A 26,366-nucleotide genomic window follows, 5' to 3' on the forward strand; every position below is an offset into this window, starting at 1 on the left:
GAAGATAAGTAATGGATGCTACTTTTTACTTAATCTTATGCTAGAAATACTTTGTGATCTTTTTGATCTCGCTTTCGCGAAAGCGGAATAAAAATCTATAATCTAGATACCTATTATAGCCTTTGCAATCATGAAATAGATGAGGATCCCAAATATATCGTTACTGGTGGTAATAAATGGGCCAGTTGCTAGCGCTGGGTCTATCCCTCTTTTATGCAATGCAAGCGGTACAAATGTACCTACGAGTCCAGCAACTATGATCACAACAAAAAGTGATGTAGAGATCGCGATAGATGTGAATATCTCGCCTTTGGTAGCAAATGTATAAGCAAATAAAAGTATAGCGAGTATGACACCGTTTAACATCGCGAGAAGTATTTCTTTAATTAATCGATTTCCTATACTTCCTTTGAGGTCGTCGTTTGCAATACCTTGTACTATAATAGCGCTAGATTGCACACCTACGTTACCAGCCATAGCGGCTATAAGTGGTGTAAAGAAAAAGAGTACGGCGTGTTTTTCAAATATTTCTTCAAAACCGCCCATAATAGCCGCAGCACCTATACCACCTAGAAGTCCTAGAACGAGCCATGGTAGTCGTGCTTTAGTCAGTTCCCAGATGCTATCGTTAGCCTCTACGTCTTGTGATATACCACTGGCTAGTTGGTAATCTTTTTCTGCCTCTTCTGTAATAAAATCTACAATGTCATCTATGGTAATGCGACCTACTAGTCGGTCTAACTCATCAACTACAGGTATGGCTTCTAGGTCATACTTACGCATGATACGTGATACTTCTTCACCTGGTGTGTTTACGGTTACAAAATCTACTTTGGGAATATAAACGTCTTTTATAGGTGTGTCTTCCTTACTAGTTAGTAAATCTTTTAAAGAGAGTCTTCCTTTCAGTTTATTGTTGTTATCTACTACATAGATAGAGTGTACACGTGTTACATTTTCTGCTTGTGCACGCATCTCGCTCACGCAACCGGTAACGCTCCAGTTCTCGTTAACTCTCACGAGTTCTTTGGCCATAAGTCCACCGGCACTGTTTTCTTCATAGCGCAATAGATCTACTATGTCCTCAGCATGTTGCTCATCTACGAGCTCATTGATTACAGATTGTGCTACGTCTTCAGATAGTTCATTAAGAATATCTGCCGCATCATCGGTATCCATTTCTTCTAGCTCTCCAGCTATTTCTTTAGGAGATAATGCGTTAAGAATGCGGTCTCTTTGTGCCTCGTCTAGCTCCATGAGAGCTTCAGACGTTTTTTCAGAATCTAGTAACTTTACTATAAAGACGGCATCTTCTAGATTAAGTTCGTCTATAATCTCTGCTATGTCTGCAAAGTGTAGTTCTTCTAGAATATGTTCTAGCTTTTTAGTATCACTGACTTCAATAAGTGATTTTACTTCTTCAAGAAAGTCTTTGGTGATATTAAATTGCATGATTCTTACTTAAGCTAGCAAAGATAATTTTTTGAATAGGAGTAGGTGTGGTTTTTTACAAATTTGTAGGAATTATGACTCTAGTGCCTCAATTTCTTGAACTAATTCTACAAACATGGCGACACTTATTTGTTCTGGACGTAGATTAAAGAGTTCTTTTTCTCGCATCTCGTCAGGTAAATTCATTGTTTTTAATGAATTTCTTAAAGTCTTGCGACGTTGTTGAAAAGCTAGTTTTACTACCTGGCGCAATTTTGCATAAGAACAAGGCAGTTGATCATAATCTTCTTTACGTGTTAAAAGCAATACACCACTGTCCACTCTAGGTGGCGGATTAAAAACCTCTGGACCAACAGTAAAAATATACTCTGCATGATAGTAGGCCTGTGCAAGAACAGATAGAATACCATAGGTTTTTGAACCGTGTGGTGCGCAAATGCGCTGTGCTACCTCTTTTTGAAACATACCACCGAATTCTGGAATCTGGTCTCTGTTCTCTATAGTCTTAAATACAATTTGTGTACTAATGTTGTAAGGGAAGTTACCTATAATGGCAAATGAGCGATCTCCATAAATATCTGACAGATCTTTCTTAAGGAAATCTGCTTCTATTACGGCAAATGTTTTATCGTTTACCAGGCCAGCATGTTCTATCGGGAAACTGGTGGTTAAATATTCTACAGACTCGCTGTCTAGTTCTAGTGCAGTTACTTTAATATCTTTTCTCAAAACATGTTTAGTAAGGACACCTGTTCCTGGACCTATTTCTAGAACTTGATCATAGCCTTTATAAGTTAAACAGTCGGCAATGCGCACAGCAACAGTGTCATCCTTAAGGAAGTGCTGTCCTAAGTGTTTCTTTGCAGTAACACCTTTGTCTTGCGATGTGTATTTAGGTTTGTATTTTGCCAATTTTCTTCTGTTTGAATATGTTTTTAATGGAAATCAATGATTATTTCTAACCTCTACGCACGTTATATTCATCGATCAATTCTAGCTCTGTTCTAAAGGAGAGAACCTGTTCTCCAAATTTACTGATGCCTTCTTTTCTCAATTCTGCAGCATGATTTTCATAGTAATCCAATAATGCTTCTTTACTGTTTGCCTTATACTGGATAGAAAAAGTACTGTGTCCGTCTTTATCCTCTACAAGAACTCTTGTAAATCTAGCGTCCATAAAAAGTCCTGTTCCTAGTACTTTGGCAATATGTTCTCTAATCCATGGTACCCATTCTGGTTCTAATGAAGAATGCATGTTACAAGTGACATTATATATGATCATAAATCTGTTGATTTTATACTTAAAAAGCTTTGTCGTTTTCATCACCACGCAACCTGCGATAGCGCCTGCGAGCATCTACAAAGTGAATACTGTCTGCGTGTGAAAATATTATTTTTTCAAAAAGCTCCTTGGCTTTCAATGGGTTTTCTAGGTGTTCTTGATACAATAGGCCTAGTCTGTAAATAGCGTCATCTGCAAGAATACCATCGCTGTAATTATCAATAATAAGCTGGTAATTATCTCTAGCTTTTTCAAATTTGCCATCTATTTCATAAAGCTGTGCTTGTTTTAATAAGGCTTCATCTTCGATAGGGTCTCCTTTGTGATCTAACAGTAATTGATCGTAAAGAGTTATGGCCTCAGATCTTTTATTCTGGTATTGTTTTAATTCCGCTTTCGCGAAAGCTTTTAACGCAACAAACGTCGTGTCTTCTACAGAGTGGTCTGCAATAGTCAGGCTTAACTCCATGGCATCATTTGCGATTAACTTACTGGCAGCGCTGCGCAATACTTTTAATTGAGTCAGACTCCAGGGAAAGTCACCCTGATAATAGCTGGTACGTGCTACTTTAAATTGAGATTCTTGAGCACGCAGGTCGTTAGGTAAGTCGTTTTGTACCTGACTGTAAAATATAAGTGCTCTGTTAAATTGCTCCTGTAGAACGAGTATGTCGGCAAGAAGTATTTTTACATCTGCTTTTTGAAATTTACTTAAATTAGTTTTTTCTAGAGCTATCAATAAATCGCTAGCCGTTTGAGGTTCGTTAGTTTTAAAAGCTAGAAAATCTGCATAGTCCAGTTGCAGTCTAAAAGTTTCTTTGTCCCTACCATAAGTAGTAAGTAGATTTTCATAATCTAATTTAATAGATTCAAACTCTTGAGCAGTAGCTGCGTTTGCACGCAACTTAATTTTTAAACTTTGCGCGATGTATTTAGTACTTAAAGATTGCGTTTCTTCAATCATGTAATCAAGAATGTCCTTTGCAGCTTCTAGATCATTTTCATCTATAGCAGTTATTACAAGATCTCTAAGGTTGTCCATATTAGATTCCTCACGTTTATAGATCGCTTTTTCTTGTATAAATGCTTTTTTAAAATCCTTTTGTTGCACAAATAACCAAGAGAGCAATTGATTATAAATAGGATCTGGATTTTCACGCAAGCGCAATAAAAGTACCTTTCTTAATAATTTATTTCCCTCATTATCTGCATCATCAGTGACATATTGAGCAAATATAGCTTGTGCTCGAGAGCGGTAAACGGCATTTTGCTCTATCAAGGTCACGTTAGTATCGAACATCTTTTCCAGATCTCCTTGCTCACCGTATAATTTAGCTAGTTGATAATTGTAGTTAAGTTTATCGTTGAGAGCCATTCCTTTTTCATAGGACAGTATAGCTTCTTCTAGCTCATTACGCTTTTCAAATCTATAGGCTATTTGATAGGTAAGTTGTGGTAAGGAGTCTATAACATGAATCGCTTTTTGGTAATAGTTAGTTGCGATACTGTCTTTGCCTTGTAGCGTTGCATTATAACCACGTTCTATGTAAAATTGCTCTTTGCGAGGGGTGCTTTTTTGTGCAATATCGATAATAGAATCTACACTAGAATAACGTTCTAACTGTTGATATACTTCAATAAGCGCAAACACCGCTCTGGGATTGCGCTTATTTTTATCGTATATTTTTTGATAGATTTTTAATGCCTTATTGTACTCACCTTGATCCATGTAATTTTCAGCAAGTTTAGAATCTTGAGCAAAACTAAAGGTGCAAAAAAGTGCCGTAAAAACTACAAAAAGGTAACGCATAAGGTTTTAAAGTTAATCTATAGTATCAAAACCACAATAAGGAATCAATACTTTAGGGATTTTAATACCACTCTCTACTTGAAAGTTTTCTAGAATACTAGCAAGAATACGTGGTAATGCTAGTGAGCTACCATTCAAAGTATGTGCCAGTTCTGTTCCTTTTTCTCCACTTCTATAACGCAATTTCAAACGATTTGCCTGAAAAGCTTTAAAGTTAGAAACACTACTTACTTCTAGCCATTTCTCTTGTGCCGTACTGTACACTTCAAAATCATAAGTTAGAGTAGAGGTAAAACCTAGGTCACCACCACAAAGGCGTAAAATACGGTAAGGTAATTCTAGTTCTTCTAGAATTTCCTGTACATGTGATACCATGTTATCTAGTGCTGCATCACTATTTTCTGGATGCTCGATACGTAAAATCTCTACTTTATCAAACTGGTGTAAACGATTAAGACCTCTTACATCGCTACCATAACTACCAGCCTCACGACGAAAACATGGTGTATAACCAGTCATTTTAATAGGGAAATCTTTATTATCTAAAATACTGTCTCTATAAATGTTAGTTATAGGTACTTCTCCAGTTGGGATTAAATAAAGGTCGTCCACACCTACGTGGTACATCTGTCCTTCTTTATCTGGTAACTGTCCAGTTCCATAACCACTAGCTTCATTTACAAGATGCGGTACTTGCATTTCTTCATATCCAGCAGCGGTATTTTTATCTAGAAAGTAATTGATTAACGCACGTTGTAAACGAGCACCTTTCTTCTTATAAACAGGGAATCCAGCACCAGTAATTTTATTACCTAGTTCAAAGTCTATGATATCATAATCTTTTACTAGTTCCCAGTGTGGTTTTGCACCGTCATGTAAAGTAGGTATTTCTCCATGTTGAGAGATTACCTCGTTATCTTCATCACTGTTCCCAGCTGGAACGCTGTCTTGTGGTATGTTAGGAATCGTGTATAAAATGTTTTGTAACTCTTCTACGGCAGCGTTTAATTGCTCACCTATTTCTTTTGAAGATTCTTTTAAACCAGAAGTTTGTGACTTTAGTTCATTTGCTTCAGCACCTTTTCCAGATTTAAATAAATCTCCTATTTCTTTAGAAAGTTTATTGCTTTTTGCAAGAATTTCATCTAGTTGACCTTGTAGGTTACGTCGATTTTCATCTACAGCAATAGCGCTCTCTAATAAAGGAAGTGCATCGATGTTTCTCTTTTGCAATGCGATTGCAAACGCGTCTTTGTTTTCACGTATTTCTGCTATTTGTAGCATGTGATCTGATTTAAAGTATGATGGTAAAATTAGGGATAATCGTTAACATAACGATAGGAACAGCTGCTTAGTTTTTAAGCGTGGGAATTTCTTCATAAAGTGAAGAAGGCATAATCCAAGAATGGTGTTTAAAGTGGCTCCATTCTTCTTGTGTAAGATCTACCGTGGGATCAGTAAGTTGTTTTCTAGGTCTTCCATTTATAGAAACCTTTATGTCAGCATAGACCTCTATTTCTTTACCTTCTTCGGCATAGATTTCTTCTAGCTTTTGTGCAAACTGCCAGATGAAGTCAGGTTTAGACTGTACAGAGCGTTGTTGTTTTTTACTCAAATACTGGTTTAAATGTACAGGCATTTTTTTACCAGTTTCTTTATCTACTACATAGAAGATGCCATATCCAGACCTGCTGCGCAACATCATGCGCCAGCTTAATCTATGTCCTTCTTCTGTCCATAATACATCGTCTTCTATAACCCAGTGTCTTAAGGGTAGTAAAAACATGGTGATTAAAAACGTGACGGTACAAAATAGAATAACAGGTTTTGTTTTAGGTACAATAACCTCTGCTGCTGCATAATAGGCTTTTTTCCAAATCAATCTTTTGTGTAATACCTCGGTGGAGAAAAAGAACAGTAAAAAGGATAGTGCGAGATAAGGGAAAATACCTATTTGAAAAACAATACTATTAAATATATGGAAGAAGATAGAAGCGATAATGGCTATCCATCTTGTTTTTTTCCATAATAGGAATGGTACAATCAACAAGTCAAAAAATAAACCAAAATATAATATCGCCTGATGTGACCAGTCGTGTTGTAAAATATCAAACGACTTACCTCTTGTGCTCATCAAGTACTTTGCAAAACTACCGTCTAACCAGTCTGGGTAGAACTTTGCGATACTTGCATAGGCATAAACGATCCATATAAAAGCGATAATAAATGCATAAATCCATCGGGACATATGCTCTTTTCTATAGCTAGCGTCTAGTCTCGCATCTATGGATGCCGATCGGTTTGCAGGTAAAAAGATCATGATAAAGTTAAGCAACATAAGTAGGTAACAATGGTTGTTATAACTACTCTTTTGCAATAAATAAACATAAGCCCAGCTTATAGCATAAAATATTATCGCCATGCGGTATTTGTAGCCTACCATAACCATTAAACCAGCGATTCCCATAATCGAGTACAGTACATACATCCAGTTACCAGGCAATGGTTCTAGAAATTCAAAACCTATAAAAGTAAATGTGAAATCTGGCTCTATAAATAATCTTCTCACGGCACCTAAGGCAATGGAACCAAATGCTTCACAGGCTATAAGTAATCCAAAAATCATCCTGAAAAGGACTAGAGCAGTATTATCTACCTGTGTAAAAAGCCATTTATCCCACTTGCTGTACATAGGCTCTTGTTTTATGCTCGTCTAGTTGCATAGCTTTTACTAGATCTTCGAGATGATTAAATTTTTCTTCTTGTCTCAATCTTTTATGAAAGAATAATTCTAAATTCTTACCATAAAGATCTTCATTAAAGTCTAGGTAATAGGTCTCTATAGTTTGAATAGCTTCGTTAGAGACAGTAGGGTTTACACCTATATTAGTCATTCCATAAACACGTGTGTCGTTAATAATAGAACTCGTGATGTAGACACCTGGTGCAGGAATAAGTTTATAAGATTCTTTAATCATTAAATTTGCAGTAGGATAGCCTATAGTGCGGCCCACTTGTTTTCCAGTAACTACAGTGCCGTGTATACTGAAATTGCAGTTTAAATATTTATTGGTTATTTCTATTGCCCCTTTTTCTAAGGCATGTCTAACCTTGGTACTGCTTACAGCAACTTCTTCTACTTCTTTTTTTGAAATTTCTATAACCTCAAAGTCATATTCTTTAGAATATTCTATGAGTTGTTCAATACTAGCAGATCTATTAATACCAAAACGGTGATCGTATCCTATGACTATTACTTTGGCCTTCAGTTTATCTACTAGAATGTCCTTAACATAATCTATCGCAGTTGTTCTAGAAAACTCTCTAGAGAAGGGGTGTATAACGATATTTTCAATGCCTTGATTTGCAACTAGATCGACACGCTCTGCAATAGAATTGATTAATTTTAGATCGTTATCTGGCTGTAATACCATTCTAGGGTGTGGGAAAAAGGTTAGAAGAAGGCTCGTTAGATTGTCTTCATCAGCTTTCTTAACTACACGTTGCAAGATTTTCTGATGTCCTTGATGCACGCCATCAAAGGTTCCTATAGTTACCACTGCGCCTTTTACAGCTTTATATTTATCAATATTATCGTAGGTATTCAATTCAGAGTTTTCTTTTGAGAACTTGCAAATTAAAATAATCTGCGCATATTTTTATGTTTTTAAGAGCCTTTTAATGAGTGTGATGGTGGTTGCTGTTTCGCTTTCGCGAAAGCGAGATCTATATATACCCATTATTAAGTGTCCAGCTACTTGCCATTGTATTGATTCATGGTGTTAGCTAGTCCTGCGTGAGTGAAGGATAGCGCCATGTCTGCAGTAGTGCTGAGGCGTTCTGGAAGGTCTTTTTGTTCTTCTTTATTCCATTCTCCAAGTACATAATCTACCTGTCTGCCGCTGGAAAAAGTATTGGAAATACCGAAACGTAAACGTGGATATTTAGGTGTGTTAAGTGTGATTTGAGTGTCTTTTAAACCATTGTGGCCGCCATCGGTTCCTTTTGCCTTCATGCGTAGCGTACCGAATGGTAGGTTCAAGTCATCGGTGATAACAAGTATGTTCTCTATATCGATACCTTCTTGTTTCATGTAGTATTTAATCGCTTTACCGCTTAAATTCATGAAAGTATTAGGTTTAAGCAGGATAACGCTTTTACCCTTGTGTTTAATAGATGCGACGTCGCCTAGTTTTAGAGTTTCAAAACTAGCCTCTTTTAATGAGGCGATTTCGTCTAGTACTTTAAAGCCTATATTGTGTCTGGTCTCTGTGTATTTTGCGCCTGGATTACCCAAGCCTATGATCAAGAATTTCTTCATGGGGTCTTCTTCCTTTAAGATAATAGTGGTTTGAGGTCCACTATTCCATATGTTTTTTAACCATTTAAACATGCTGTAAAAATAAAAAAGCTGCAAGAAATAAATCTTGCAGCTTGTAAAAGTATGGAAAAGCGATTAATCTTGTTTAACCGCAGCTTCGTCACTTGTTTCAGTAGAAGGAACATCTCCTTCTTCATCTTCATCCTCATCTGCAACAGCAGTACGAGACGTTTTGATCATACAAACTACTACAGAGTCTTGGTGCATGATTTCATATTCATCTACTCTTAAGTCACGTACGTACTTCTTAGCACCAATTTTCATTGGAGAGATGTCGATTGTGATATAATCTGGTAAGTTAGCTGGTAAAGCTTTTACTTTTAATTTACGGTTGTTACGACGTAAAACACCACCGTTAAGTACACCTCTTGCAGAACCTTCAAGAATAACAGGTACTTCCATAGTTACAGCTTTATCATCAAATATTTGATAAAAATCTGCGTGTAAAAGTAATTCTTTTACTGGGTGCCATTGCATATCTTGAGCGATTGCGTTGAACTGTCCGTCTTTTCCTAAATCGATAACTACAGTGTGTGCATCTGGAGTGTAGATAAGTTTTTTGAACGCTTTTTCTTCTGCTGAGAAATGTATTGCTTCGTCTCCTCCGTAAATTACGCAAGGTACCAATCCAGCATTACGTAGGGCTTTAGTTGCCTTTTTGCCCACGCTTTCTCTTTTAGATCCTAAGATCGTGATTGATTTCATGTTATATATATTTAGTTAATGAAATTACATTATAAAGTTGTCACTGATAGATTCATTGTTTTGCACGCTTTGCATAACGCCTGCAAATAATTCGGCGCAAGATAACACTCTTATCTTATTACTTTGCTGCTTTAAAGGAATCGAGTCTGTAACGATTAATTCTAATAATTGTGAGTCTTCTATGCGTTCATATGCTTTACCAGATAGAATAGCGTGTGTACAAATTGCTCTTACACTTTTTGCGCCTCTTTCCATCATCACATCTGCCGCTTTAGTAAGTGTGCCTGCTGTATCTACCATGTCATCAACTAAGACTACGTTTTTACCAGTTACATCACCTATAAGCTCCATGTGAGATATCACATTTGCTTTCTGACGTTGTTTGTAGCATACTACTACATCACTTTCTAATACTTTAGCATATGCATAAGCACGTTTTGATCCACCCATGTCTGGAGATGCTATAGTAAGGTCGCTTAAATTAAGACTCTTTAAATAAGGTATGAATAAAGAACTTGCAAAAAGATGATCTACTGGCTTTTCAAAGAAGCCTTGTATCTGGTCTGCATGTAGGTCCATCGTTATAATACGAGTTGCTCCAGCAGATTCTAGAATTTTTGCGATCATCTTTGCACCTATTGGTACACGAGGCTTGTCTTTGCGATCTTGTCTAGCCCAACCGAAATATGGTATTACTGCTGTGATGTGTCTCGCGCTTGCGCGTTTTGCAGCATCCATCATTAATAGCATTTCCATTAAATGGTCACTACTAGGTTGTGTAGACCCTATAATAAAGACACGGCGGCCTCTTATAGATTCTTCAAAAGAAGGTTGGAATTCTCCATCACTAAATGTGGAAAAATTTACCTTACCTAAAGTTGCGCCGTACTTGTCTGCTATAGCAATAGCAAGGTCCATACTTTGGCGACAGCCGAATAACTTAGCGTTGTTTAAAGGGTAGTTCATATTAAAATCCTTTAGGTCTTGATTTTAAGGCTGCAAATGTACTTATAATTTTAGAGAAGGCTCTCTAAATAAGAGTCAAATTGTATTTAAAAATAATTTTAATGTATTACTTTTGCCGCTCCAATTGATTAATGCCTCAGTGGTGGAATTGGTAGACACGTTGGATTCAAAATCCAATGCTTCACGGCGTGCCGGTTCGATTCCGGCCTGAGGTACAAAAGGAGTATTCTTTATAATAAGGATGCTCCTTTTTTTATTTAAAAGCAGATTTTTAAATATTAACATTTACATAACATCACATCTGTTGATTAGGTCTAAACTTCTGAAAGTCTTACGGTTTCTAGCAGTTTTTCTTACCGTCGAAATGGCTATTCCTATACGTTTACTAGAATATTTAATTATAGATTAACATTAGTTGTGCTATTTTAGCTCAAGAAATTATATATTTACCTCCTTTAATCTGAAAATTCAAATAAATCAAATAAGTCAAATGAAACGATCACTTTCAATTTTATTCACGGCAGCCATGACATTAGGTGTTACTGGTGTTGCTTCAGCATCTGCATTAATTCAAGAAGCTCCAGAGGTAATTAAGACAGAGTCTTTCCACCAAGTTTTAAAGAAAAACTTTATTGATGGAGGACCTGGATTCATGGCCATCGTATTAGTATGTCTTATATTAGGACTTGCAGTTGCTATAGAAAGAATTATTTATTTAAATCTTTCTACAACAAATTCTAAGAAACTTGCTGCTGATGTAGAGCAAGCTCTAAAAAGTGGTGGTATAGAAGCTGCTAAAGATGTGTGTCGTAACACAAAAGGACCTGTAGCATCTATCTACTATCAAGGACTTGATAGAGCAGATGAGAGCATTGAAGCTGCTGAAAAAGCTGTCGTAGCTTATGGTGGTGTTCAAATGGGTCAATTAGAAAAGAATGTATCTTGGGTATCTTTATTTATCGCTCTTGCACCTATGTTAGGTTTCATGGGTACGGTAATAGGTATGATTGGATCATTTAACAGTATTGAAGAAGCAGGTACTATGGAGCCTTCTCTTGTAGCTGGTGGTATTAAAGTAGCACTTCTTACAACGGTATTTGGTCTTATCGTAGCGATTATCCTTCAAATCTTTTATAATTATATCGTTTCTAAAATCGATAGTATTGTAAACGATATGGAAGACGCTTCTATTACTCTTATCGATATTCTTGTAGACTATAAGAACGGTAAGTAATTAACCATTACAAAAACAAATCATGGTTTTACATAAAGTATTAAAATACCTAGTTCTTCTTTTGAGCCTTATAGCGATGGGATTCTTTTTCTATACGCTAGCTTTAGGTGATGAAGCAATTGAACTAAATACGGAAGGCAGCCAGGCTGTTACCGTATCGCCATTAATCTATTTGGCTTATATTTCGTTAGCTCTTATCGCTGTTATAGTGATAATCTTTGTTTTCAAAGGACTTTTTTCTAGTGCTGAGGTTTTAAAGAAATCTTTGATTTCTGTTGGACTTCTTGCAGTTGTTGCATTGGTGTCTTATTTCGTTCTTGCAGATGATAGCGTTTTAGATGCGTCTGGCAAGGTTATTGAGTTAGAAGATGGAGAGCTGTTAACTGCTGGAACTTCTAAATGGATAGGTGCTTCTTTATATATGTTCTACATATTAGGAGTAGTTGCTGTTGGAACAATAGTATGGGCAGGAGTAAGTAAACTTATAAAAAAATAAATTATGGCTAGAAGATCTGCACCAGAAGTAAACGCGGGATCGATGGCAGACATCGCATTCCTACTATTGATCTTCTTCCTGGTTACTACCACGATTGAAGTGGATAGTGGTATCGCAAGTAAATTGCCACCACCTGCTCCAGAGACACCACCGCCACCAATTAAGAAAAAGAATATTTTTCAGGTGATAGTGAATGCTGAGAATCGTCTACTTGTAGAAGATGCTGACATGGATATCAAAGATTTGACAGATGCTACTGTTAATTTTTTAGATAACGGTGGAGGAACAGATGCTAGAAACGCTTGTACGTACTGTAGAGGTGCTAAGGATCCAGAATCTTCTGACAATCCTAAGAAAGCTGTTGTTTCTCTAGTTAATGATAGACAAGCATCTTATAAGATGTATCTAGCGGTAACTAATGAGCTTGTAAGAGCTTATTCTATTTTAAGAGATAGAGAAGGGAAGCGCCTTTATAACGAAACTTATGGTTCTATGACTAAAAGATTGTCAGACTGGCCGGCAACGGAGGTAGATTCTCCTGAGTACGATGACCTGAAAGATAAAATTGATAAAGTTAGAGAATTGTTTCCTAGAAACCTTTCTGAAGCTGAACCTCAAAACAGAGAATAATTATGTCTAAGTTTAAGAAAAAAAAGAGTGGTGAATTACCAGCTGTTTCTACAGCATCTCTTCCAGATATTGTTTTCATGTTACTATTCTTCTTTATGGTTGCGACTGTAATGAGAGATGATGAACTACAAATTGAAAACAAATTACCACAAGCTAATCAAGTTGAAAAGCTAGCGGAAAAGAAGAAGGTAGTTACTATTTACATAGGTAAACCTAGTCCTAACTTCCAAAAGACTTATGGTCTTACTGAAGTTGTTCAATTAGGAGATAAAATTGCTCCAATTTCTGATGTTCAGACATTTGTCAATACTAGGAGAAATCTTATGGACGAAGATGATAAGGATGCGATGACTGTTTCTTTAAAAGTAGATCAGAATTCACAGGTTGGTATTCTAACTGATGTTAAACAAGAATTAAGAGATGCATATGCTCTTAAAATTAGTTACACTTCAGTAGAAGGTGATCCTTTAAAAAACTTAAAGAATTAATAATAAGTTCTTTAATTTAATATTAATAGCCGTTCTTTTTTAGAGCGGCTATTTTTTTGCTTTAACTTTACGGCCTTATCTTTTCATTATGAGATTATTTTTGCTTGTTTTATTGTTTTTAACCGCTTTTACAGTTGTAAGGGCTCAAGATATTAAACGTTCTGAAAATGCTATTCCTACGGTAGTTGATTCGCTTTATAGAGAAGATCAATTTTATTTAGCTTTATCTTTTAACCTTATTAATAACGAGCCTGATTCTTTTTCTCAAAATGGATTTTCTGGTGGTTTAAGTCTCGGTTTTATTAGAGATATGCCGGTAAATAAACGTCGTAATATGGCTTTAGGCGTTGGTCTTGGGTTTTCTACAAATTCCTATAATTCTAATTTGTTCATTGGAGAAGACCCTTCGGGAGCAACAGTTTTTAGTATTCTTGAGGATGAGGATAGTGTAGATAGAAATCGTTTTTACACGAATTTAATAGAGATGCCTATACAATTTAGATGGCGTACTTCTACAGCTACCAATACTACATTTTGGCGTATATATAGTGGTGTGAAATTATCTTACATGTTCACTCATAGAGCAAGCTTTAAAGATGACGTTTCTTCGGTTAAGAAAACTTCTATTCCAGAGTTGAATAGATTTAGATATGCTGCGACATTGACCTTAGGTCATGGTAGTTTTAACGCATTTGTTCAATACGATCTAAATACTTTGTTTGACGACAGTGCATTAATAGGAGTAGAGCGTGTTAATCTACAGCCGATAAAATTCGGAATTGAATTCTACTTATTATAGCTTTGGTATTCTTTGGTTATGTCGTCATATAACTAAATGCTAATACCTGACTTAAAAGTCCTAATAGAAACCCAAATATAAGTTGATGGCTATTATGTGCCTTCATGCTTAATCGAGATGTAGCTGTAAGACCAGAAATAATGCCTAGCGCTGCAATTTCTAAGAGTAGATTAATTCCTAAAGTATAAGATAGCATTATTAAAAAGCCTAATGTGCCACCTGTAGCCATTAAATGAAGGCTTATTTTGTACCTAATAGATGTAAGTATAGTTGCTACTATTGTAGCAATTAAAGTACCTAAAAAGAAGTTGTATAAAGATAGGTGTAAACCGTTGACAAAAGCGGTTCTCAATAGCATGATCAGTAAAATGGCATACACAATTAAAGGTGTTATTCTCTCACCAGTAGTAGATAGATGTACACTTTTTACAATTCCTAAGACCTTCAATATGCTATAGATAAATAACGGTATTGCTGCGGTAAGAATTACAATTAAATACAGTTGTAATTTTACACTATCAGCATCACTGTAATAGCTGAAGTTAAAGTACCATAAGGATACTAAAGAAGGAATGAATATAGGATTTACTATATAGCTCCATAGTGTGAGAAACCACTTCATAAGATTCTAGATCTCTTTTCTTAACCTTGCTACTGGTATGTCTAATTGTTCTCTGTATTTTGCAACAGTTCTACGTGCAATAGGGTACCCTTTTTCTTTTAGCAATTCAGCTAGTTTTTGATCAGTAAGGGGTTTTTTCTTACTTTCTTCTCCTATAACTGTTTCTAGAATTTTCTTTATCTCTCTTGTAGAAACCTCTTCACCATCAGAATTAGTCATTGATTCTGAGAAAAATTCTTTAATCAATTTAGTACCATATGGTGTGTCTACATATTTAGAATTTGCAACTCTTGAAACTGTAGATACATCCATGTTGATCTTATCTGCGATATCTTTTAAGATCATTGGTTTTAAATTACGTTCATCACCTGTAAGGAAATATTCCTCTTGATAATGCATAATCGTAGACATGGTTACAAAAAGTGTTTCCTGACGTTGTTTTATCGCGTCTATAAACCACTTTGCACCATCTAATTTCTGTTTAATAAACATAACCGCATCTTTTTGAGATTTGGTCTTTTCTTTGGCTTCTTTATAACCTCGTAACATGTTAGAGTAATCTCTAGAAACATGTAATTCTGGAGCATTACGACCATTAAGAGTTAATTCTAGGACGCCATCTTTAATTCTAATATTAAAATCTGGTACTACTTGTTCTACTATTCTTGTACTTCCACCAGTGTAAGATCCTCCTGGTTTTGGATTTAAATGCTCAATGTCATCGATAGCGTCACGTAATTCTTCTTCATTGATATCGTATTTAGTCATTATTTTAGAATAATGCTTTTTACTAAATGCGTCAAAGTAATCTCTAATCAACTTTATGGCTAGTTCATTACTCTCTGATTTTGTTTTGCGTTTTAATTGCAGTAGTAAACATTCTTGCAGGCTTCTAGCTCCTACACCTGCAGGATCTAGATCATGAACTACTTCTAGAACTTTTTCTACCTCTTCAACATCGGTATATATGTTCATAGTAAAAGCAAGATCGTCTGCAATGTCTTCAATAGATCTTCTTATGTAACCACTACCGTCTATACTACCTACTAGAAACTCTGCTATTGCTCTATGTTGCTCACTTAGTCTTCTAGTGTTTAATTGCTCTACTAAGGTTTGTGTAAAGGACTTACCAGCTGCATATGGAACGCTTTTATCGTCGTCGTCAGCACTGTAGTTATTTACTTTTGTACGGTATTCGGGAACATCGTCATCACTTAAATAATCGTCAACATTGATGTCGGTTTCTATAGTTTCATTACCGTCGTCATAGTCATCTTGATTAGAATACTCGTCGTACTCGTCTTCAGACTTTTCCTTTCCGCTGTCTAGAGCAGGGTTTTCTTCTAGTTCAGATTTTACACGTTGTTCAAAAGCCTGTGTAGGCAATTGTATCAACTTCATCAACTGTATTTGTTGAGGAGATAACTTCTGAGATAATTTAAAATTTAAAGACTGTTTAAGCATGTTTGTTTTCTAACTATGTAAAAATACTAAAAGCCTATTTGATAAGTGCTAAAGTTGTTAAAATTATAAGTAATCATGGATCATGTGAGTTGTGAATACTTATTTTAACTAAAAAGTCCCAATTTCTAATTTAGAAATCGGGACTTTTATTAATCTTTATGCTATTTAAAATTCAGCATTTCCAGGAGTACGTGGATAAGGAATTACATCTCTTATGTTACCCATACCGGTTACAAACATAACTAGACGTTCAAACCCTAGTCCAAAACCACTATGTACCACACTACCGAATTTGCGCATCTCTAAATACCATCCTAGTTCTTCTTCAGAGATTTCCATGTCGGTCATTTTCTGTTTTAAGACATCATAACGCTCTTCACGTTGTGATCCACCTACCATTTCACCTATTCCAGGGAAAAGGATGTCCATGGCTCTTACCGTTTCATTTCCGTTTGCATCCTTATCGTTAAGGCGCATGTAGAATGCTTTAATTTTTGCAGGATAATCAAAAAGAATTACAGGACATTCAAAGTGCTTTTCTACTAAGTAACGCTCGTGTTCTGACTGTAAGTCTGCACCCCATTCATTAATAGGATATTTGAATTTCTTCTTTTTGTTAGGCTTAGAATTTCTAAGAATATCAATAGCTTCTGTATAAGAAACACGTTTAAAGTTATTCTTACCTATAAATTCTAATTTTTCACGTAGTGGCATTGGACTACGTTCTGCAGCTGGCTTTTGTTTGTCTTCGTCGGCTTGTCTTTTTTCTAAAAATGCAATATCATCTGCACAATTTTCTAATGCATAATCAATAACAGATTTTAAGAAACCTTCTGCTAGGTCCATGTTAGCATCTAGATCGTTAAATGCAACCTCAGGCTCTATCATCCAGAATTCTGCAAGGTGACGAGATGTATTAGAATTTTCTGCTCTAAAAGTAGGGCCAAAGGTGTATACCTGACCTAATCCCATAGCATACGTTTCGGCTTCTAACTGACCAGAAACAGTAAGGTTTGATTCCTTCTCAAAGAAGTCTTGTTTGTAATCTATGTTTCCTTCTTCATCCAGCGGCGGATTCTTAGGGTCTAACGTAGAAATGCGGAACATTTCTCCAGCACCTTCTGCGTCACTACCTGTAATTATAGGTGTATGCGCCTGATAAAATCCTTGTTCTTGAAAATATTTGTGTACCGCAAAAGATAGTGCTGCTCTCACACGCATCACTGCGCCGAAGGTGTTAGTACGCACACGTAAATGCGCTTGTTCTCTTAAGGTTTCTAGATTATGCTTCTTAGGCGATAATATAGTTTTCTTCACCTCTTCAGGGTCTGCAGTGGCAAGTATTTCTACTTTAGTAGCTTGTAATTCTATGCGCTGTCCAGAACCTGCACTCTCTGTAAGTGTACCTGTTACAGCAACTGCTGCGGCAACATTAATTTGATCTAGAAGATCGCGATCATAATTTTCTGGCTCTATTACTGCCTGTAAGTTATGTATGGTAGATCCATCGTTTAATGCTATAAATCTATCGTTTCTAAAACTACGTACCCATCCTTTTACGGTTATCTCGATCATACTAGGATCAGACTGGAGTATTGCTGCTATTCTTTTCATTGGTTTACTTGATGAATTCAGTTCGGCAAATATAATTTTTATGGGCCGTAAGCACAATTAATAATGATTGTAAATGTGATGGTGTTGGTGTTTATCTCGCTTTCGCGAAAGCGGAACTAAAATCCTACTCTTCTATACCATCTGTATCTTGTGCGATTAATGGAATCGCTGGTTTTTTAAAGGTGCGCTCATTTGCAATACTTTTTTCTAATGAAAGCAACATACTAGGTAATAATAATAAGTTTGCTGCCATTGCAAAAAGTAAAGTAGCACTTACCAAAGCACCTAACGCTACGGTACCACCAAAGCTGGATGCGGTAAAGGTTAAGAAGCCAAAGAACAAAACGATAGATGTGTAAAACATACTCACACCGGTTTCTTTTAAGGCGCCATAAACTGACTTTTTAATCTTCCAGTCGTTTGCGATCAATTCCTGACGGTATTTTGCCAGAAAGTGTATCGTGTCGTCCACTGATATTCCAAATGCGATGGAGAATACAAGTATAGTAGATGGTTTAATAGGTACGCCTAGGTAGCCCATAAGTCCAGCAGTAATTAATAACGGCAACAAGTTAGGGACGAGTGACACAAAAATCATGCGTAGAGACTTGAACATCCATGCCATGAATACGGCTATAAGCACGATTGCAAGTGATAGGGATAGAATAAGATTATTGATAAGATAGTTGGTCCCTTTTTGGAAAACAAGTGCTTTACCAGTTAGGGTTACTTCATAACGTTCTTCTGGGAATATGGTTTTAATTTTCTCTCTTAGGTTTTCTTCTACACGTTCCATGCGATCAGTTCCCATATCTTTCATGAATGTGGTGATGCGAGCATTTTGTCCGGTGCTGTCTACAAAGCTTTTCATTAAAGAGATGTCGTTAGAGCTTTTCTTTACCAGCTTAGACATAGTAACTGCATCATAAGTAGATGGTAGGTCAAAGTACTCTGGATCGCCACCATAATGTGCCTGTTTACTAAATTTTACAGCAGATACGATGGACATAGGTCTAGACAGTTCTGGAGTCTCAATAATGTGTTCTTCTAGTTTATTAAGTCTTTTAAGTGTCTTTAGGGAAGTTACTTTTTCATTTTTACTCTCGACTAGTATTTCTAATGGCATGATACCGTCAAAGCTTTCTTCAAAAAACTTAATGTCTTTATAGAATTGCATGCTTTTAGGCATGTCTTCAATGAGACTACCAGAAACTTTGATCTGATATATACCTATAAAGCTTAAAATAAGAACTACTACGCTAGTAATGTAAATAGGAATGCGCTGTTTTTTTACCATGCGTTCATTCCAGTCTACAAATTTGTTGATCCATGTTTTACCTAAGTGTTTTAAGTGACGCTCTTTAGGAATAGAGAGGTAACTATAAATGATGGGTATGATCATTAAACTAAGTAAGAATATGGCGATAATACATATACTTGCTACTACACCGAATTCTACTAACAATTTACTTTGTGTAAAGATGAATGTAGCAAATCCACTGGCAGTGGTTAGGTTGGTCATTAAAGTGGCGTTACCGACTTTAGTAATTACGCGCTGTAAAGATTTTGCCTGGTTACCGTGTTTCTTGATTTCTTGCTGGTACTTATTAATTAAGAATATACAGTTAGGAATCCCGATTACGATAATAAGCGGTGGTATTAATGCGGTAAGCACGGTAATTTCATAACCTATCCAGCCTAAGATACCAAAAGCCCACATTACACCTATAACCACGGTTACTATGGAGATAAAAGTAGCGCGCCAGGATCTAAAGAAAAAGAAGAAAATACCAGAAGTAATAGCTAGAGCGGCCAGTAAAAACATTCCTATCTCGTCTACTATGTTTTGAGAGTTAAGAGTTCTTATGTACGGCATACCAGACACTTTAATGTCCAGCTGATTATCGCTAGCATATTGATCTAGAACAGGTTGAAATTTATCGATTATAAAATCCTTGCGCAGGATAGTATTTACGATATCCTTTTTTATATAAACAGCGGTGCGTATAACGCTATCATTTTCTGAGTAGATTAGGTTTTTATAAAAAGGTAACTCGTTAAAAAGTTTCTTTTTAAATGCAGCTAATTCTTGATCGTTTTTAAGAGGTTCTTGAAGAACAGGTTCTACTATAAATTTTGTGTTATCGTTGTTTTTAGTAAGATTAGGAAGGTTAGAGGTGGATAAGACCAGCTCTACTTCTTCAAATGTTGCGAGAGAGTCTGCTAGTGCGTTCCAGGCATTGAACCTTTGGTAGTTGTCAAGATTATTGTTTTCTACCCCTAGAATAATTAGATTTCCTTCTTCACCAAATTTGTCTAGAAATTTATTGTATTCTTCATTAACAGGATGGTCGTCAGGCAGTAAGTTAGCCTCTGTATGAGTAAACTGCATGTATTTCCATTGTGAGGCTAGTGCAATAGTTGCGATAACTATTAAGGCTAGAATCACTTCTCTATTGCGCAGTATAAGTCTAGCGATACTATTCCAAAATCTAAAACTAAATAACTTTTGCATGGCTCAATTTAAGGCGCGCAAAGGTACTTTTAAAAGACGTAATTAAATAAGGAATGAAGACTTAATTATGCTTAAAACACTGTTATAGCTCTAGGTAGAATGTAAACTTGAGGGCGAGGTTGTCTGCAAAATCAGGTAAATGATAGGCTCCATAGCGGTAACTAGCACTTAAACCGAATCCAAAGATGAGTTTATTTAATTCAAAACCGCTCTCTAAATAACCTTTTTCTAAGGTGTTAAAGCTTATGTTTTCATGACGTTGCTCGTTATCTAGATCGCCCCATGCGGCTTTTGATATCAATACCAGTTCTGGTTGCAAAAACGAGAAGATCTTAAATGGAGCAAACCTATGTTTTACCTGTCCTATTAAAAGTTTATCAGAGAAAAACTCATTAAAATACATGGTTTCAAAACTGCGTCTACCAGCTACAGAAAAACGTTGTAGGATCTCATCTTTATTAGGCGCGTTAGGGTAGGCGTGATACAAATGTGTTAAAGGTACTTCTCCAGCGCTGTAATGACCTTCTATCATAAAATCGGTACTAGTTTTATTGGGCCTATTTATGGTGTATTCTGCTTTTCCAGAAACTTTAAGATAATTAAAGTTACTCTCTGCGAGGCCTTTTATTCCTTGTGTGATTTGCCCGCTTAAAATAGGGTAACCTCTTGTTATTTCTTGATAACCTTGTGGTGTGCGCATAAACTCACTGACAGGACTCCATCTCGCGCCTAGAGAAATTTCTGATAATACATATTCAGAAAAAGGATCTCCAGTTGGGTTAAACTGGTAATTTGTTGTTTGGGTAACTCGCTTTCGCGAAAGCGAGACCTCACTAATCACAGATGGAAATAATCGCTGTTGTAATGACATTCCATACTGTTTATACAAATAAAAAGTAGGTATGTTAATTAATCTAGGTTCAAATAGAGAGTAGACTCTTGCGTCGGTTAGAAAACTTTCTGCAGCAAACTCGTTGATATCATCTTGTTTATAGATGTTTAACCAGGTGTTTTTTTCTTTATTAATACGGTAGCCTATTCCTATTTTATGTTTAAAAACAGCATCGTTAGTACCGTAGGCCAGGTATCCATTAATCCTAAAGTTTTCACTTAACTTCTCATTAGTTTGCCCGCCTATGCCTATTCTAAAAGCTTCGTAATCATTGAATTTAACTAAGTATTTTAAATCTACATCAAAGAAGCTGACAGGAAAATAACCTACCTTAAATTTATCTAGAGTTTCTAGCTTGCGAGTGATTTTGGACGCTGCGACTATACTGTCTAGATCCATAAATCGAGCAAGCTCTGTGGTAGAAAAGGCGTCATCTCCACGGTATTTATCCCAGTACTGTTCTTGTTGTGTTATAGCGCTGTCCTGTACTTCTATTTTAAGACCTTTTCTACCGTAATTAATTTCTTTATTGGTTTTAAAATTGGAGTTTAAGGCTTCTATTATAAGGTAGAGTTCTTCAGAAGCATTTTGATCATCACCTACTTTTTTTTCTATACCTACTTCTAGTCTTGCACCTAGTATTTCTAATTCTTTTCTAGTTTTCTCTTTTCTTACATAGAGTTTTCTAGAGCTGTTGAACCATAGTGATGTGGTAGGGTCATAAATAAAATCATGATATGCGATAATGTTAAGATCGCCTGTTTTTTTAAAAACAGCCTTTGCTACGCCATTAGTTTGATGATCTATATATAAGGAGCCGTAGAATAATTGTGCTTCTTTCTTATATCTAGGAGTAAAGATGATTTTAGAAACAGGCCTGTCATTAATTATCGTGTCTTTCTCTATTTTAAAATCATATAAAGAAGGAGCCTTTTCATTAAGTGGGCTTATAAACTCTTGGTCAAATATTATGTAGGTGTTGTCATATATATTTTCTGATTGAAAATCTATATTGTAAATAGGGTAGACTGGTTTTTCAAATCCAGGCATGTTTGCCCCAGTGATAACCTCTTTGTAGCCTTCTATGTCATCATAAATGTGTTGTGATGTTTTTTCGGCAAAGAAGACTCCGGTTTTCTTAAGCGTTTTCCTTAATTCTGTTTTTTTATATCCTGGTCCGGTAAGTGCTTCTGGATCTCCAGAAACCTTAAGATTCTCATAAGCATCGTATTTATAGGAATTCAGTTTATGAGTAGGGTCATTTTTTTTTGAAGAGATAAGTACCTTGGTCATTAACATCTCGGCCTCTCTGGTACTTTGCTGTTGTGCAAACATACCTATAGATAAAAGCAAGATAAAAATACCAAAAACTAACTTCATAAAATGATTTGCTTAGAAAGGTTAAAAATAGAATAAGCACAGTTATAAAACTACGGTACTTAGGAGAATATTGTGAGCGTAAAAAAACGCCAGTGGTGACACTGGCGTTTTGTTAAATAGATAGCAATCTATTATACTTTCATAATCTCTTGTTCCTTAACAACTAGATGCTCGTCTATTTTAGCAACATATTTGTTAGTTAAGTTTTGCACATCGTCTTCAGCATTTTTAAGTAAATCTTCAGAAATATCAAGTTTCTTAAGATCATTCATAGCCACCTTACGGTCGTTACGGACACCTATTTTTGCTTCCTCACCTTCAGCTTTTGCTTGTTTTGCAAGATCCTTACGTCTTTCTTCTGTAAGAGCAGGTACGTTTATGATAACGCTCTCGCCGTTATTCATAGGGTTTAAACCTAGGTTAGCATACATGATTCCCTTCTCAATTTCGGTAATCATACCTTTTTCCCACGGCTGTATAGTTAACGTACGAGCGTCTGGAGTAGAAACGTTTGCTACTTGTGATAATGGTGTCTGGCTACCGTAGTAGTCTACCATTACAGTGCTTAACATGGCAGGAGATGCTTTTCCTGCACGTATACTTAAAAGTTCTTTTTCTAAGTGTGTGATAGCGTTATCCATGTTTTCCTTGGCGCTATCTAGTATAAAATTAATTTCTTCAGTCATCACTAGTATTTTTATAATATGCTATGCAAATATATTGCCGTTTTTACATTTGTACTTTAGTACCTATGTTTTCACCACTCAATAGCTTAATTAAGTTGCCATTTGTGTTCATGTCAAAAACAATAATAGGTAATTCATTTTCTTGACTTAAAGTAAATGCCGTAGTGTCCATTACTTTAAGGCCTTTGCTCAATACATCGTCAAAGGATATAAAATCAAATTTAGTTGCCGACGCATCTTTCTCTGGGTCTGCAGTGTAAATACCATCTACACGAGTACCTTTAAGAATAACATCTGCCTCTATTTCTATGGCTCTAAGAACAGCGGCGCTGTCTGTAGTAAAGTATGGGTTACCTGTTCCACCACCGAAAATTACTACGCGTCCCTTCTGTAGGTGTCTCATCGCCTTGCGACGTATAAAAGGCTCTGCTACTTCATTAATTTTAATCGCAGTCTGTAATCTAGTCGGTACATCAGCATCTTCTAGAGCGCTCTGTAAAGCAAGACCATTAATTACAGTTGCTAGCATTCCCATGTGGTCACCTTGTACGCGATCCATACCATTACTAGCTCCAGCAACACCTCTAAAAATGTTACCACCACCTATAACTATGGCTACCTCTATACCTAGATCGGTAACTTCTTTTATTTCCTGAGCATATTCTGCCAGGCGTTTAGGGTCGATACCGTACTGTCGTTCACCCATTAAGGCTTCTCCAGATAGTTTTAATAAAATGCGATTGTATTTCATAACATAGATGTGTGTGCTGCAAATATAAATGAATTAGAAATCCTATTAAATATTTATTTAGGTATCGCTTTCGCGAAAGCGATATAAGAACAATCATCTCTACATATTAAAGAAACAGTCCTAAATAATAGCAGTCGTTTCATATGTATCTGCGATTTATTTATATGCTTGGTATTTAGAGTCTGAGATTAAATCTCAAATTCAGGTTCAAAAGCTATCTTTGCAATCTAACTATTTACCTTATGTTCCAGCTGGGAAAAACCATTGTGTCAGACGATCTTCTTGAAAAAGACTTTGTATGTAATCTTACTGCATGTAAAGGAATTTGTTGTGTAGCAGGAGAGGCCGGCGCGCCTCTAGAGCAAAAAGAATTAGATATACTAGATCGTGAGTATGAGAAGATAAAACCTTATTTACGTCCAGAAGGTATTGCGGTTATAGAGGAGCAAGGTACATGGATAGAACGTGAGAATGGAGAGTTAGAAACTCCACTCGTTAATAATGAAGAGTGTGTTTATGCTACTTTTAAAGAAGATGGTACAGCGTTGTGTGGTATAGAGTCTGCTTATAGAGATGGTAAAACGACTTTTTATAAACCTATATCTTGTCATTTATACCCAGTACGTATTCAAGAATATACCGATTTTAAAGCGGTGAATTATCACAAATGGCAAATTTGTGACGACGCCTGTGCGCTAGGTGAAGAATTAGGCGTGCCAGTTTATAAATTTTTGAAAGAACCACTGACCAGAAAATTCGGTCAGGAATGGTATTCAGAATTAGAAGAAATTGCAAAGGATTTTTAGAGCGTTAATTTAAAATCTGCGTTTTCAAAGAGCGTTTTTTATAGTTCTCCTTTTGTGAAACCGTGAATAACTTCTTGTAAAAAATATGCTAACTAGACGTAGGAAAAGTCTTCAAATCGTGGCTCAGTAGTGATGAAATAAGTGATTTAACATTTCTAAATTGAGTAAAAAACCATTCATCGAAACAATATGTTAAATGGCTGTCAGTTAGTTTTTTGTGGTAAATAATTCACAAAAGTTCTATGTTGAAAACTTGTGAAAAAGGCAAATGTTAAAACCTCCATATCGCCTCAAACTTTAGCCATCTTTGTTACTCTTAAGTTTTAAGAAATTAACGAGATAATTAAAGGCCACATGCAGACGACTCCAGAACCTATTTTACAAGAGAATCCAGATAGATTTGTTATTTTTCCTATTCAACATGATGATTTATGGGAATGGTATAAGAAGCAACAGGCATGTATATGGACGGCAGAAGAAATCGATTTGCAAGTTGATATTACAGACTGGGAACAATCTCTTAATTCTGACGAGCGTTATTTCATAAAACACATTCTTGCATTTTTTGCAGCGAGTGATGGTATTGTAAATGAGAATCTAGCAGAGAACTTTGTAAATGAAGTTCAATATTCTGAAGCTAAGTTCTTCTATGGTTTCCAGATCATGATGGAAAACATACACTCAGAGACTTACTCTCTACTTATCGATACTTATGTAAAAGATGATAAAGAAAAAGATCAACTTTTTAGAGCTATAGAAAATTTCCCTGCGATTAAATTAAAGGCAGACTGGGCAATGAAATGGATCGATAGTCCATCATTTGCAGAGCGTCTTATTGCATTTGCAGCAGTAGAAGGTATTTTCTTCTCAGGTGCTTTTTGTTCTATTTACTGGTTAAAGAAGCGTGGTTTAATGCCAGGACTTACTTTTTCTAATGAATTGATTTCTCGCGATGAGGGTATGCACTGTGATTTTGCAGTACACCTACATAATCACCACCTAGTTAATAAAGTGCCTAAAGAACGTATCACAGAAATTATTGTGGACGCCTTAAATATAGAGCGCGAGTTCATTACAGAGTCATTACCTGCTAGTTTAATAGGTATGAATGCAAAATTAATGACTCAATACCTAGAGTTTGTAACAGACCGTTTACTAGTAGAACTAGAATGCGAGCCTGTTTATAACGTGACTAATCCGTTTGATTTTATGGATTTAATAGGTATGGAAGGTAAGACCAACTTCTTTGAAAAAAGAGTAGGTGAGTACCAGAAAGCTGGTGTTATGAACAGTACTAAAGAAGATAAAGATTCTATGGATTCTTTTTCTTTAGATGCTGATTTCTAGAGCAAAGCTTATTTAGACCTTACAACTGCAACAGTTGTTCCATTAT

Annotated in this window: 24 protein-coding genes and 1 tRNA gene; 8 read left to right on the plus strand and 17 right to left on the minus strand. The window is 36.0% G+C overall.

The annotated features are described in order from the left end of the window. Window positions 1-102: 102 nt before the first annotated feature. The 10 genes from mgtE to ACJJVJ_RS11840 all read right to left on the minus strand — a co-directional run bounded on the left by mgtE (window position 103) and on the right by ACJJVJ_RS11840 (window position 10,596). Window positions 103-1,452, minus strand: a complete 1,350-nt coding sequence (mgtE, locus tag ACJJVJ_RS11795; protein WP_104513914.1) for a magnesium transporter — start codon at window positions 1,450-1,452, stop codon at window positions 103-105. Window positions 1,453-1,524: 72 nt separating this feature from the next. After that, window positions 1,525-2,364, minus strand: coding sequence for a 16S rRNA (adenine(1518)-N(6)/adenine(1519)-N(6))-dimethyltransferase RsmA (gene rsmA, locus ACJJVJ_RS11800; protein ID WP_104513913.1), 840 nt, complete (start codon window positions 2,362-2,364; stop codon window positions 1,525-1,527). A gap of 46 nt (window positions 2,365-2,410) precedes the next feature. Then, window positions 2,411-2,734 (minus strand): DUF4286 family protein, encoded by a 324-nt coding sequence (locus ACJJVJ_RS11805; RefSeq protein WP_104513912.1) that lies wholly within the window; start codon window positions 2,732-2,734, stop codon window positions 2,411-2,413. A 19-nt stretch (window positions 2,735-2,753) separates the two neighbouring features. Then, a complete protein-coding gene (locus ACJJVJ_RS11810; RefSeq protein ID WP_405370485.1) occupies window positions 2,754-4,544 on the minus strand; it encodes a tetratricopeptide repeat protein in 1,791 nt (596 codons plus the stop codon). Between the two features lie 12 nt (window positions 4,545-4,556). Continuing rightward, complete coding sequence (gene serS / locus ACJJVJ_RS11815; RefSeq protein ID WP_104513911.1) at window positions 4,557-5,828, minus strand: serine--tRNA ligase; 1,272 nt, start codon at window positions 5,826-5,828, stop codon at window positions 4,557-4,559. A 67-nt stretch (window positions 5,829-5,895) separates the two neighbouring features. Next, window positions 5,896-7,236, minus strand: a complete 1,341-nt coding sequence (locus ACJJVJ_RS11820) for an HTTM domain-containing protein (protein WP_405370487.1) — start codon at window positions 7,234-7,236, stop codon at window positions 5,896-5,898. Further along, a complete protein-coding gene (locus ACJJVJ_RS11825; protein WP_405370489.1) occupies window positions 7,217-8,152 on the minus strand; it encodes a bifunctional riboflavin kinase/FAD synthetase in 936 nt (311 codons plus the stop codon). Before ACJJVJ_RS11825 ends, ACJJVJ_RS11820 begins: the two co-directional genes overlap by 20 nt. Window positions 8,153-8,298: 146 nt before the next feature. After that, the gene (gene pth / locus ACJJVJ_RS11830) at window positions 8,299-8,937 is read right to left on the minus strand and encodes an aminoacyl-tRNA hydrolase (RefSeq protein WP_405370491.1); all 639 of its coding nucleotides are present in this window, start codon (window positions 8,935-8,937) and stop codon (window positions 8,299-8,301) included. 63 nt (window positions 8,938-9,000) lie between these two features. After that, window positions 9,001-9,630, minus strand: coding sequence for a 50S ribosomal protein L25/general stress protein Ctc (locus ACJJVJ_RS11835; RefSeq protein WP_405370493.1), 630 nt, complete (start codon window positions 9,628-9,630; stop codon window positions 9,001-9,003). Window positions 9,631-9,654: 24 nt separating this feature from the next. Further along, window positions 9,655-10,596, minus strand: coding sequence for a ribose-phosphate pyrophosphokinase (locus ACJJVJ_RS11840; protein ID WP_104513906.1), 942 nt, complete (start codon window positions 10,594-10,596; stop codon window positions 9,655-9,657). Between the two features lie 133 nt (window positions 10,597-10,729). Here ACJJVJ_RS11840 and ACJJVJ_RS11845 point away from each other — a divergent pair. The 6 genes from ACJJVJ_RS11845 to ACJJVJ_RS11870 all read left to right on the plus strand — a co-directional run bounded on the left by ACJJVJ_RS11845 (window position 10,730) and on the right by ACJJVJ_RS11870 (window position 14,243). Further along, window positions 10,730-10,811, plus strand: a tRNA-Leu gene (locus ACJJVJ_RS11845). Window positions 10,812-11,086: 275 nt separating this feature from the next. After that, window positions 11,087-11,830, plus strand: coding sequence for a MotA/TolQ/ExbB proton channel family protein (locus ACJJVJ_RS11850; protein ID WP_104513905.1), 744 nt, complete (start codon window positions 11,087-11,089; stop codon window positions 11,828-11,830). A gap of 22 nt (window positions 11,831-11,852) precedes the next feature. Next, complete coding sequence (locus ACJJVJ_RS11855; protein ID WP_146080351.1) at window positions 11,853-12,326, plus strand: hypothetical protein; 474 nt, start codon at window positions 11,853-11,855, stop codon at window positions 12,324-12,326. Between the two features lie 3 nt (window positions 12,327-12,329). Then, window positions 12,330-12,956: an ExbD/TolR family protein gene (locus tag ACJJVJ_RS11860; RefSeq protein ID WP_405370495.1), complete on the plus strand. Its 627-nt coding sequence runs from the start codon at window positions 12,330-12,332 to the stop codon at window positions 12,954-12,956. Window positions 12,957-12,958: 2 nt separating this feature from the next. Beyond that, complete coding sequence (locus ACJJVJ_RS11865; protein ID WP_405370496.1) at window positions 12,959-13,444, plus strand: ExbD/TolR family protein; 486 nt, start codon at window positions 12,959-12,961, stop codon at window positions 13,442-13,444. A gap of 88 nt (window positions 13,445-13,532) precedes the next feature. Beyond that, window positions 13,533-14,243: a porin family protein gene (locus tag ACJJVJ_RS11870; RefSeq protein ID WP_405370497.1), complete on the plus strand. Its 711-nt coding sequence runs from the start codon at window positions 13,533-13,535 to the stop codon at window positions 14,241-14,243. A 16-nt stretch (window positions 14,244-14,259) separates the two neighbouring features. Here the strand turns inward: ACJJVJ_RS11870 and ACJJVJ_RS11875 are convergent, their stop codons facing one another. The 7 genes from ACJJVJ_RS11875 to pyrH all read right to left on the minus strand — a co-directional run bounded on the left by ACJJVJ_RS11875 (window position 14,260) and on the right by pyrH (window position 24,167). Continuing rightward, window positions 14,260-14,865, minus strand: a complete 606-nt coding sequence (locus ACJJVJ_RS11875) for a hypothetical protein (protein ID WP_405370499.1) — start codon at window positions 14,863-14,865, stop codon at window positions 14,260-14,262. Between the two features lie 6 nt (window positions 14,866-14,871). Further along, entirely contained in the window at window positions 14,872-16,329 is a 1,458-nt protein-coding gene (rpoN, locus tag ACJJVJ_RS11880) for an RNA polymerase factor sigma-54 (protein ID WP_104513899.1), read from the minus strand. A 165-nt stretch (window positions 16,330-16,494) separates the two neighbouring features. Beyond that, the gene (gene asnS / locus ACJJVJ_RS11885) at window positions 16,495-17,943 is read right to left on the minus strand and encodes an asparagine--tRNA ligase (protein ID WP_405370501.1); all 1,449 of its coding nucleotides are present in this window, start codon (window positions 17,941-17,943) and stop codon (window positions 16,495-16,497) included. A 124-nt stretch (window positions 17,944-18,067) separates the two neighbouring features. Then, a complete protein-coding gene (locus tag ACJJVJ_RS11890; RefSeq protein WP_405370503.1) occupies window positions 18,068-20,458 on the minus strand; it encodes an RND family transporter in 2,391 nt (796 codons plus the stop codon). Window positions 20,459-20,540: 82 nt separating this feature from the next. Beyond that, complete coding sequence (locus ACJJVJ_RS11895) at window positions 20,541-22,730, minus strand: DUF5686 family protein (protein WP_405370505.1); 2,190 nt, start codon at window positions 22,728-22,730, stop codon at window positions 20,541-20,543. 131 nt (window positions 22,731-22,861) lie between these two features. Next, window positions 22,862-23,416: a ribosome recycling factor gene (frr, locus tag ACJJVJ_RS11900; RefSeq protein ID WP_104513895.1), complete on the minus strand. Its 555-nt coding sequence runs from the start codon at window positions 23,414-23,416 to the stop codon at window positions 22,862-22,864. 43 nt (window positions 23,417-23,459) lie between these two features. Then, a complete protein-coding gene (gene pyrH, locus ACJJVJ_RS11905; protein ID WP_104513894.1) occupies window positions 23,460-24,167 on the minus strand; it encodes a UMP kinase in 708 nt (235 codons plus the stop codon). A gap of 242 nt (window positions 24,168-24,409) precedes the next feature. Here pyrH and ACJJVJ_RS11910 point away from each other — a divergent pair, with 242 nt between their 5' ends. Both ACJJVJ_RS11910 and ACJJVJ_RS11915 read left to right on the plus strand, forming a co-directional pair. Then, window positions 24,410-24,973, plus strand: coding sequence for a DUF3109 family protein (locus ACJJVJ_RS11910; protein WP_104513893.1), 564 nt, complete (start codon window positions 24,410-24,412; stop codon window positions 24,971-24,973). 354 nt (window positions 24,974-25,327) lie between these two features. Beyond that, a complete protein-coding gene (locus tag ACJJVJ_RS11915) occupies window positions 25,328-26,320 on the plus strand; it encodes a ribonucleotide-diphosphate reductase subunit beta (RefSeq protein WP_104513892.1) in 993 nt (330 codons plus the stop codon). Window positions 26,321-26,366 lie beyond the last annotated feature (46 nt).

This window comes from Nonlabens sp. Asnod2-A12 (assembly GCF_045063745.1).
In the GTDB taxonomy this organism is placed as follows: domain Bacteria; phylum Bacteroidota; class Bacteroidia; order Flavobacteriales; family Flavobacteriaceae; genus Nonlabens; species Nonlabens xylanidelens.

Bases quoted from the DNA above. Each gene is read 5' to 3' on its own strand.
- mgtE (WP_104513914.1), bottom strand. From the start codon at position 1,452: ATGCAATTTAATATCACCAAAGACTTTCTTGAAGAAGTAAAATCACTT.
- ACJJVJ_RS11805 (WP_104513912.1), bottom strand. From the start codon at position 2,734: ATGATCATATATAATGTCACTTGTAACATGCATTCTTCATTAGAACCA.
- ACJJVJ_RS11810 (WP_405370485.1), bottom strand. From the start codon at position 4,544: ATGCGTTACCTTTTTGTAGTTTTTACGGCACTTTTTTGCACCTTTAGT.
- serS (WP_104513911.1), bottom strand. From the start codon at position 5,828: ATGCTACAAATAGCAGAAATACGTGAAAACAAAGACGCGTTTGCAATC.
- ACJJVJ_RS11820 (WP_405370487.1), bottom strand. From the start codon at position 7,236: ATGTACAGCAAGTGGGATAAATGGCTTTTTACACAGGTAGATAATACT.
- pth (WP_405370491.1), bottom strand. From the start codon at position 8,937: ATGTTTAAATGGTTAAAAAACATATGGAATAGTGGACCTCAAACCACT.
- ACJJVJ_RS11835 (WP_405370493.1), bottom strand. From the start codon at position 9,630: ATGAAATCAATCACGATCTTAGGATCTAAAAGAGAAAGCGTGGGCAAA.
- ACJJVJ_RS11840 (WP_104513906.1), bottom strand. From the start codon at position 10,596: ATGAACTACCCTTTAAACAACGCTAAGTTATTCGGCTGTCGCCAAAGT.
- ACJJVJ_RS11850 (WP_104513905.1), top strand. From the start codon at position 11,087: ATGAAACGATCACTTTCAATTTTATTCACGGCAGCCATGACATTAGGT.
- ACJJVJ_RS11855 (WP_146080351.1), top strand. From the start codon at position 11,853: ATGGTTTTACATAAAGTATTAAAATACCTAGTTCTTCTTTTGAGCCTT.
- ACJJVJ_RS11860 (WP_405370495.1), top strand. From the start codon at position 12,330: ATGGCTAGAAGATCTGCACCAGAAGTAAACGCGGGATCGATGGCAGAC.
- ACJJVJ_RS11865 (WP_405370496.1), top strand. From the start codon at position 12,959: ATGTCTAAGTTTAAGAAAAAAAAGAGTGGTGAATTACCAGCTGTTTCT.
- ACJJVJ_RS11870 (WP_405370497.1), top strand. From the start codon at position 13,533: ATGAGATTATTTTTGCTTGTTTTATTGTTTTTAACCGCTTTTACAGTT.
- ACJJVJ_RS11875 (WP_405370499.1), bottom strand. From the start codon at position 14,865: ATGAAGTGGTTTCTCACACTATGGAGCTATATAGTAAATCCTATATTC.
- rpoN (WP_104513899.1), bottom strand. From the start codon at position 16,329: ATGCTTAAACAGTCTTTAAATTTTAAATTATCTCAGAAGTTATCTCCT.
- asnS (WP_405370501.1), bottom strand. From the start codon at position 17,943: ATGAAAAGAATAGCAGCAATACTCCAGTCTGATCCTAGTATGATCGAG.
- ACJJVJ_RS11890 (WP_405370503.1), bottom strand. From the start codon at position 20,458: ATGCAAAAGTTATTTAGTTTTAGATTTTGGAATAGTATCGCTAGACTT.
- ACJJVJ_RS11895 (WP_405370505.1), bottom strand. From the start codon at position 22,730: ATGAAGTTAGTTTTTGGTATTTTTATCTTGCTTTTATCTATAGGTATG.
- frr (WP_104513895.1), bottom strand. From the start codon at position 23,416: ATGACTGAAGAAATTAATTTTATACTAGATAGCGCCAAGGAAAACATG.
- pyrH (WP_104513894.1), bottom strand. From the start codon at position 24,167: ATGAAATACAATCGCATTTTATTAAAACTATCTGGAGAAGCCTTAATG.
- ACJJVJ_RS11910 (WP_104513893.1), top strand. From the start codon at position 24,410: ATGTTCCAGCTGGGAAAAACCATTGTGTCAGACGATCTTCTTGAAAAA.
- ACJJVJ_RS11915 (WP_104513892.1), top strand. From the start codon at position 25,328: ATGCAGACGACTCCAGAACCTATTTTACAAGAGAATCCAGATAGATTT.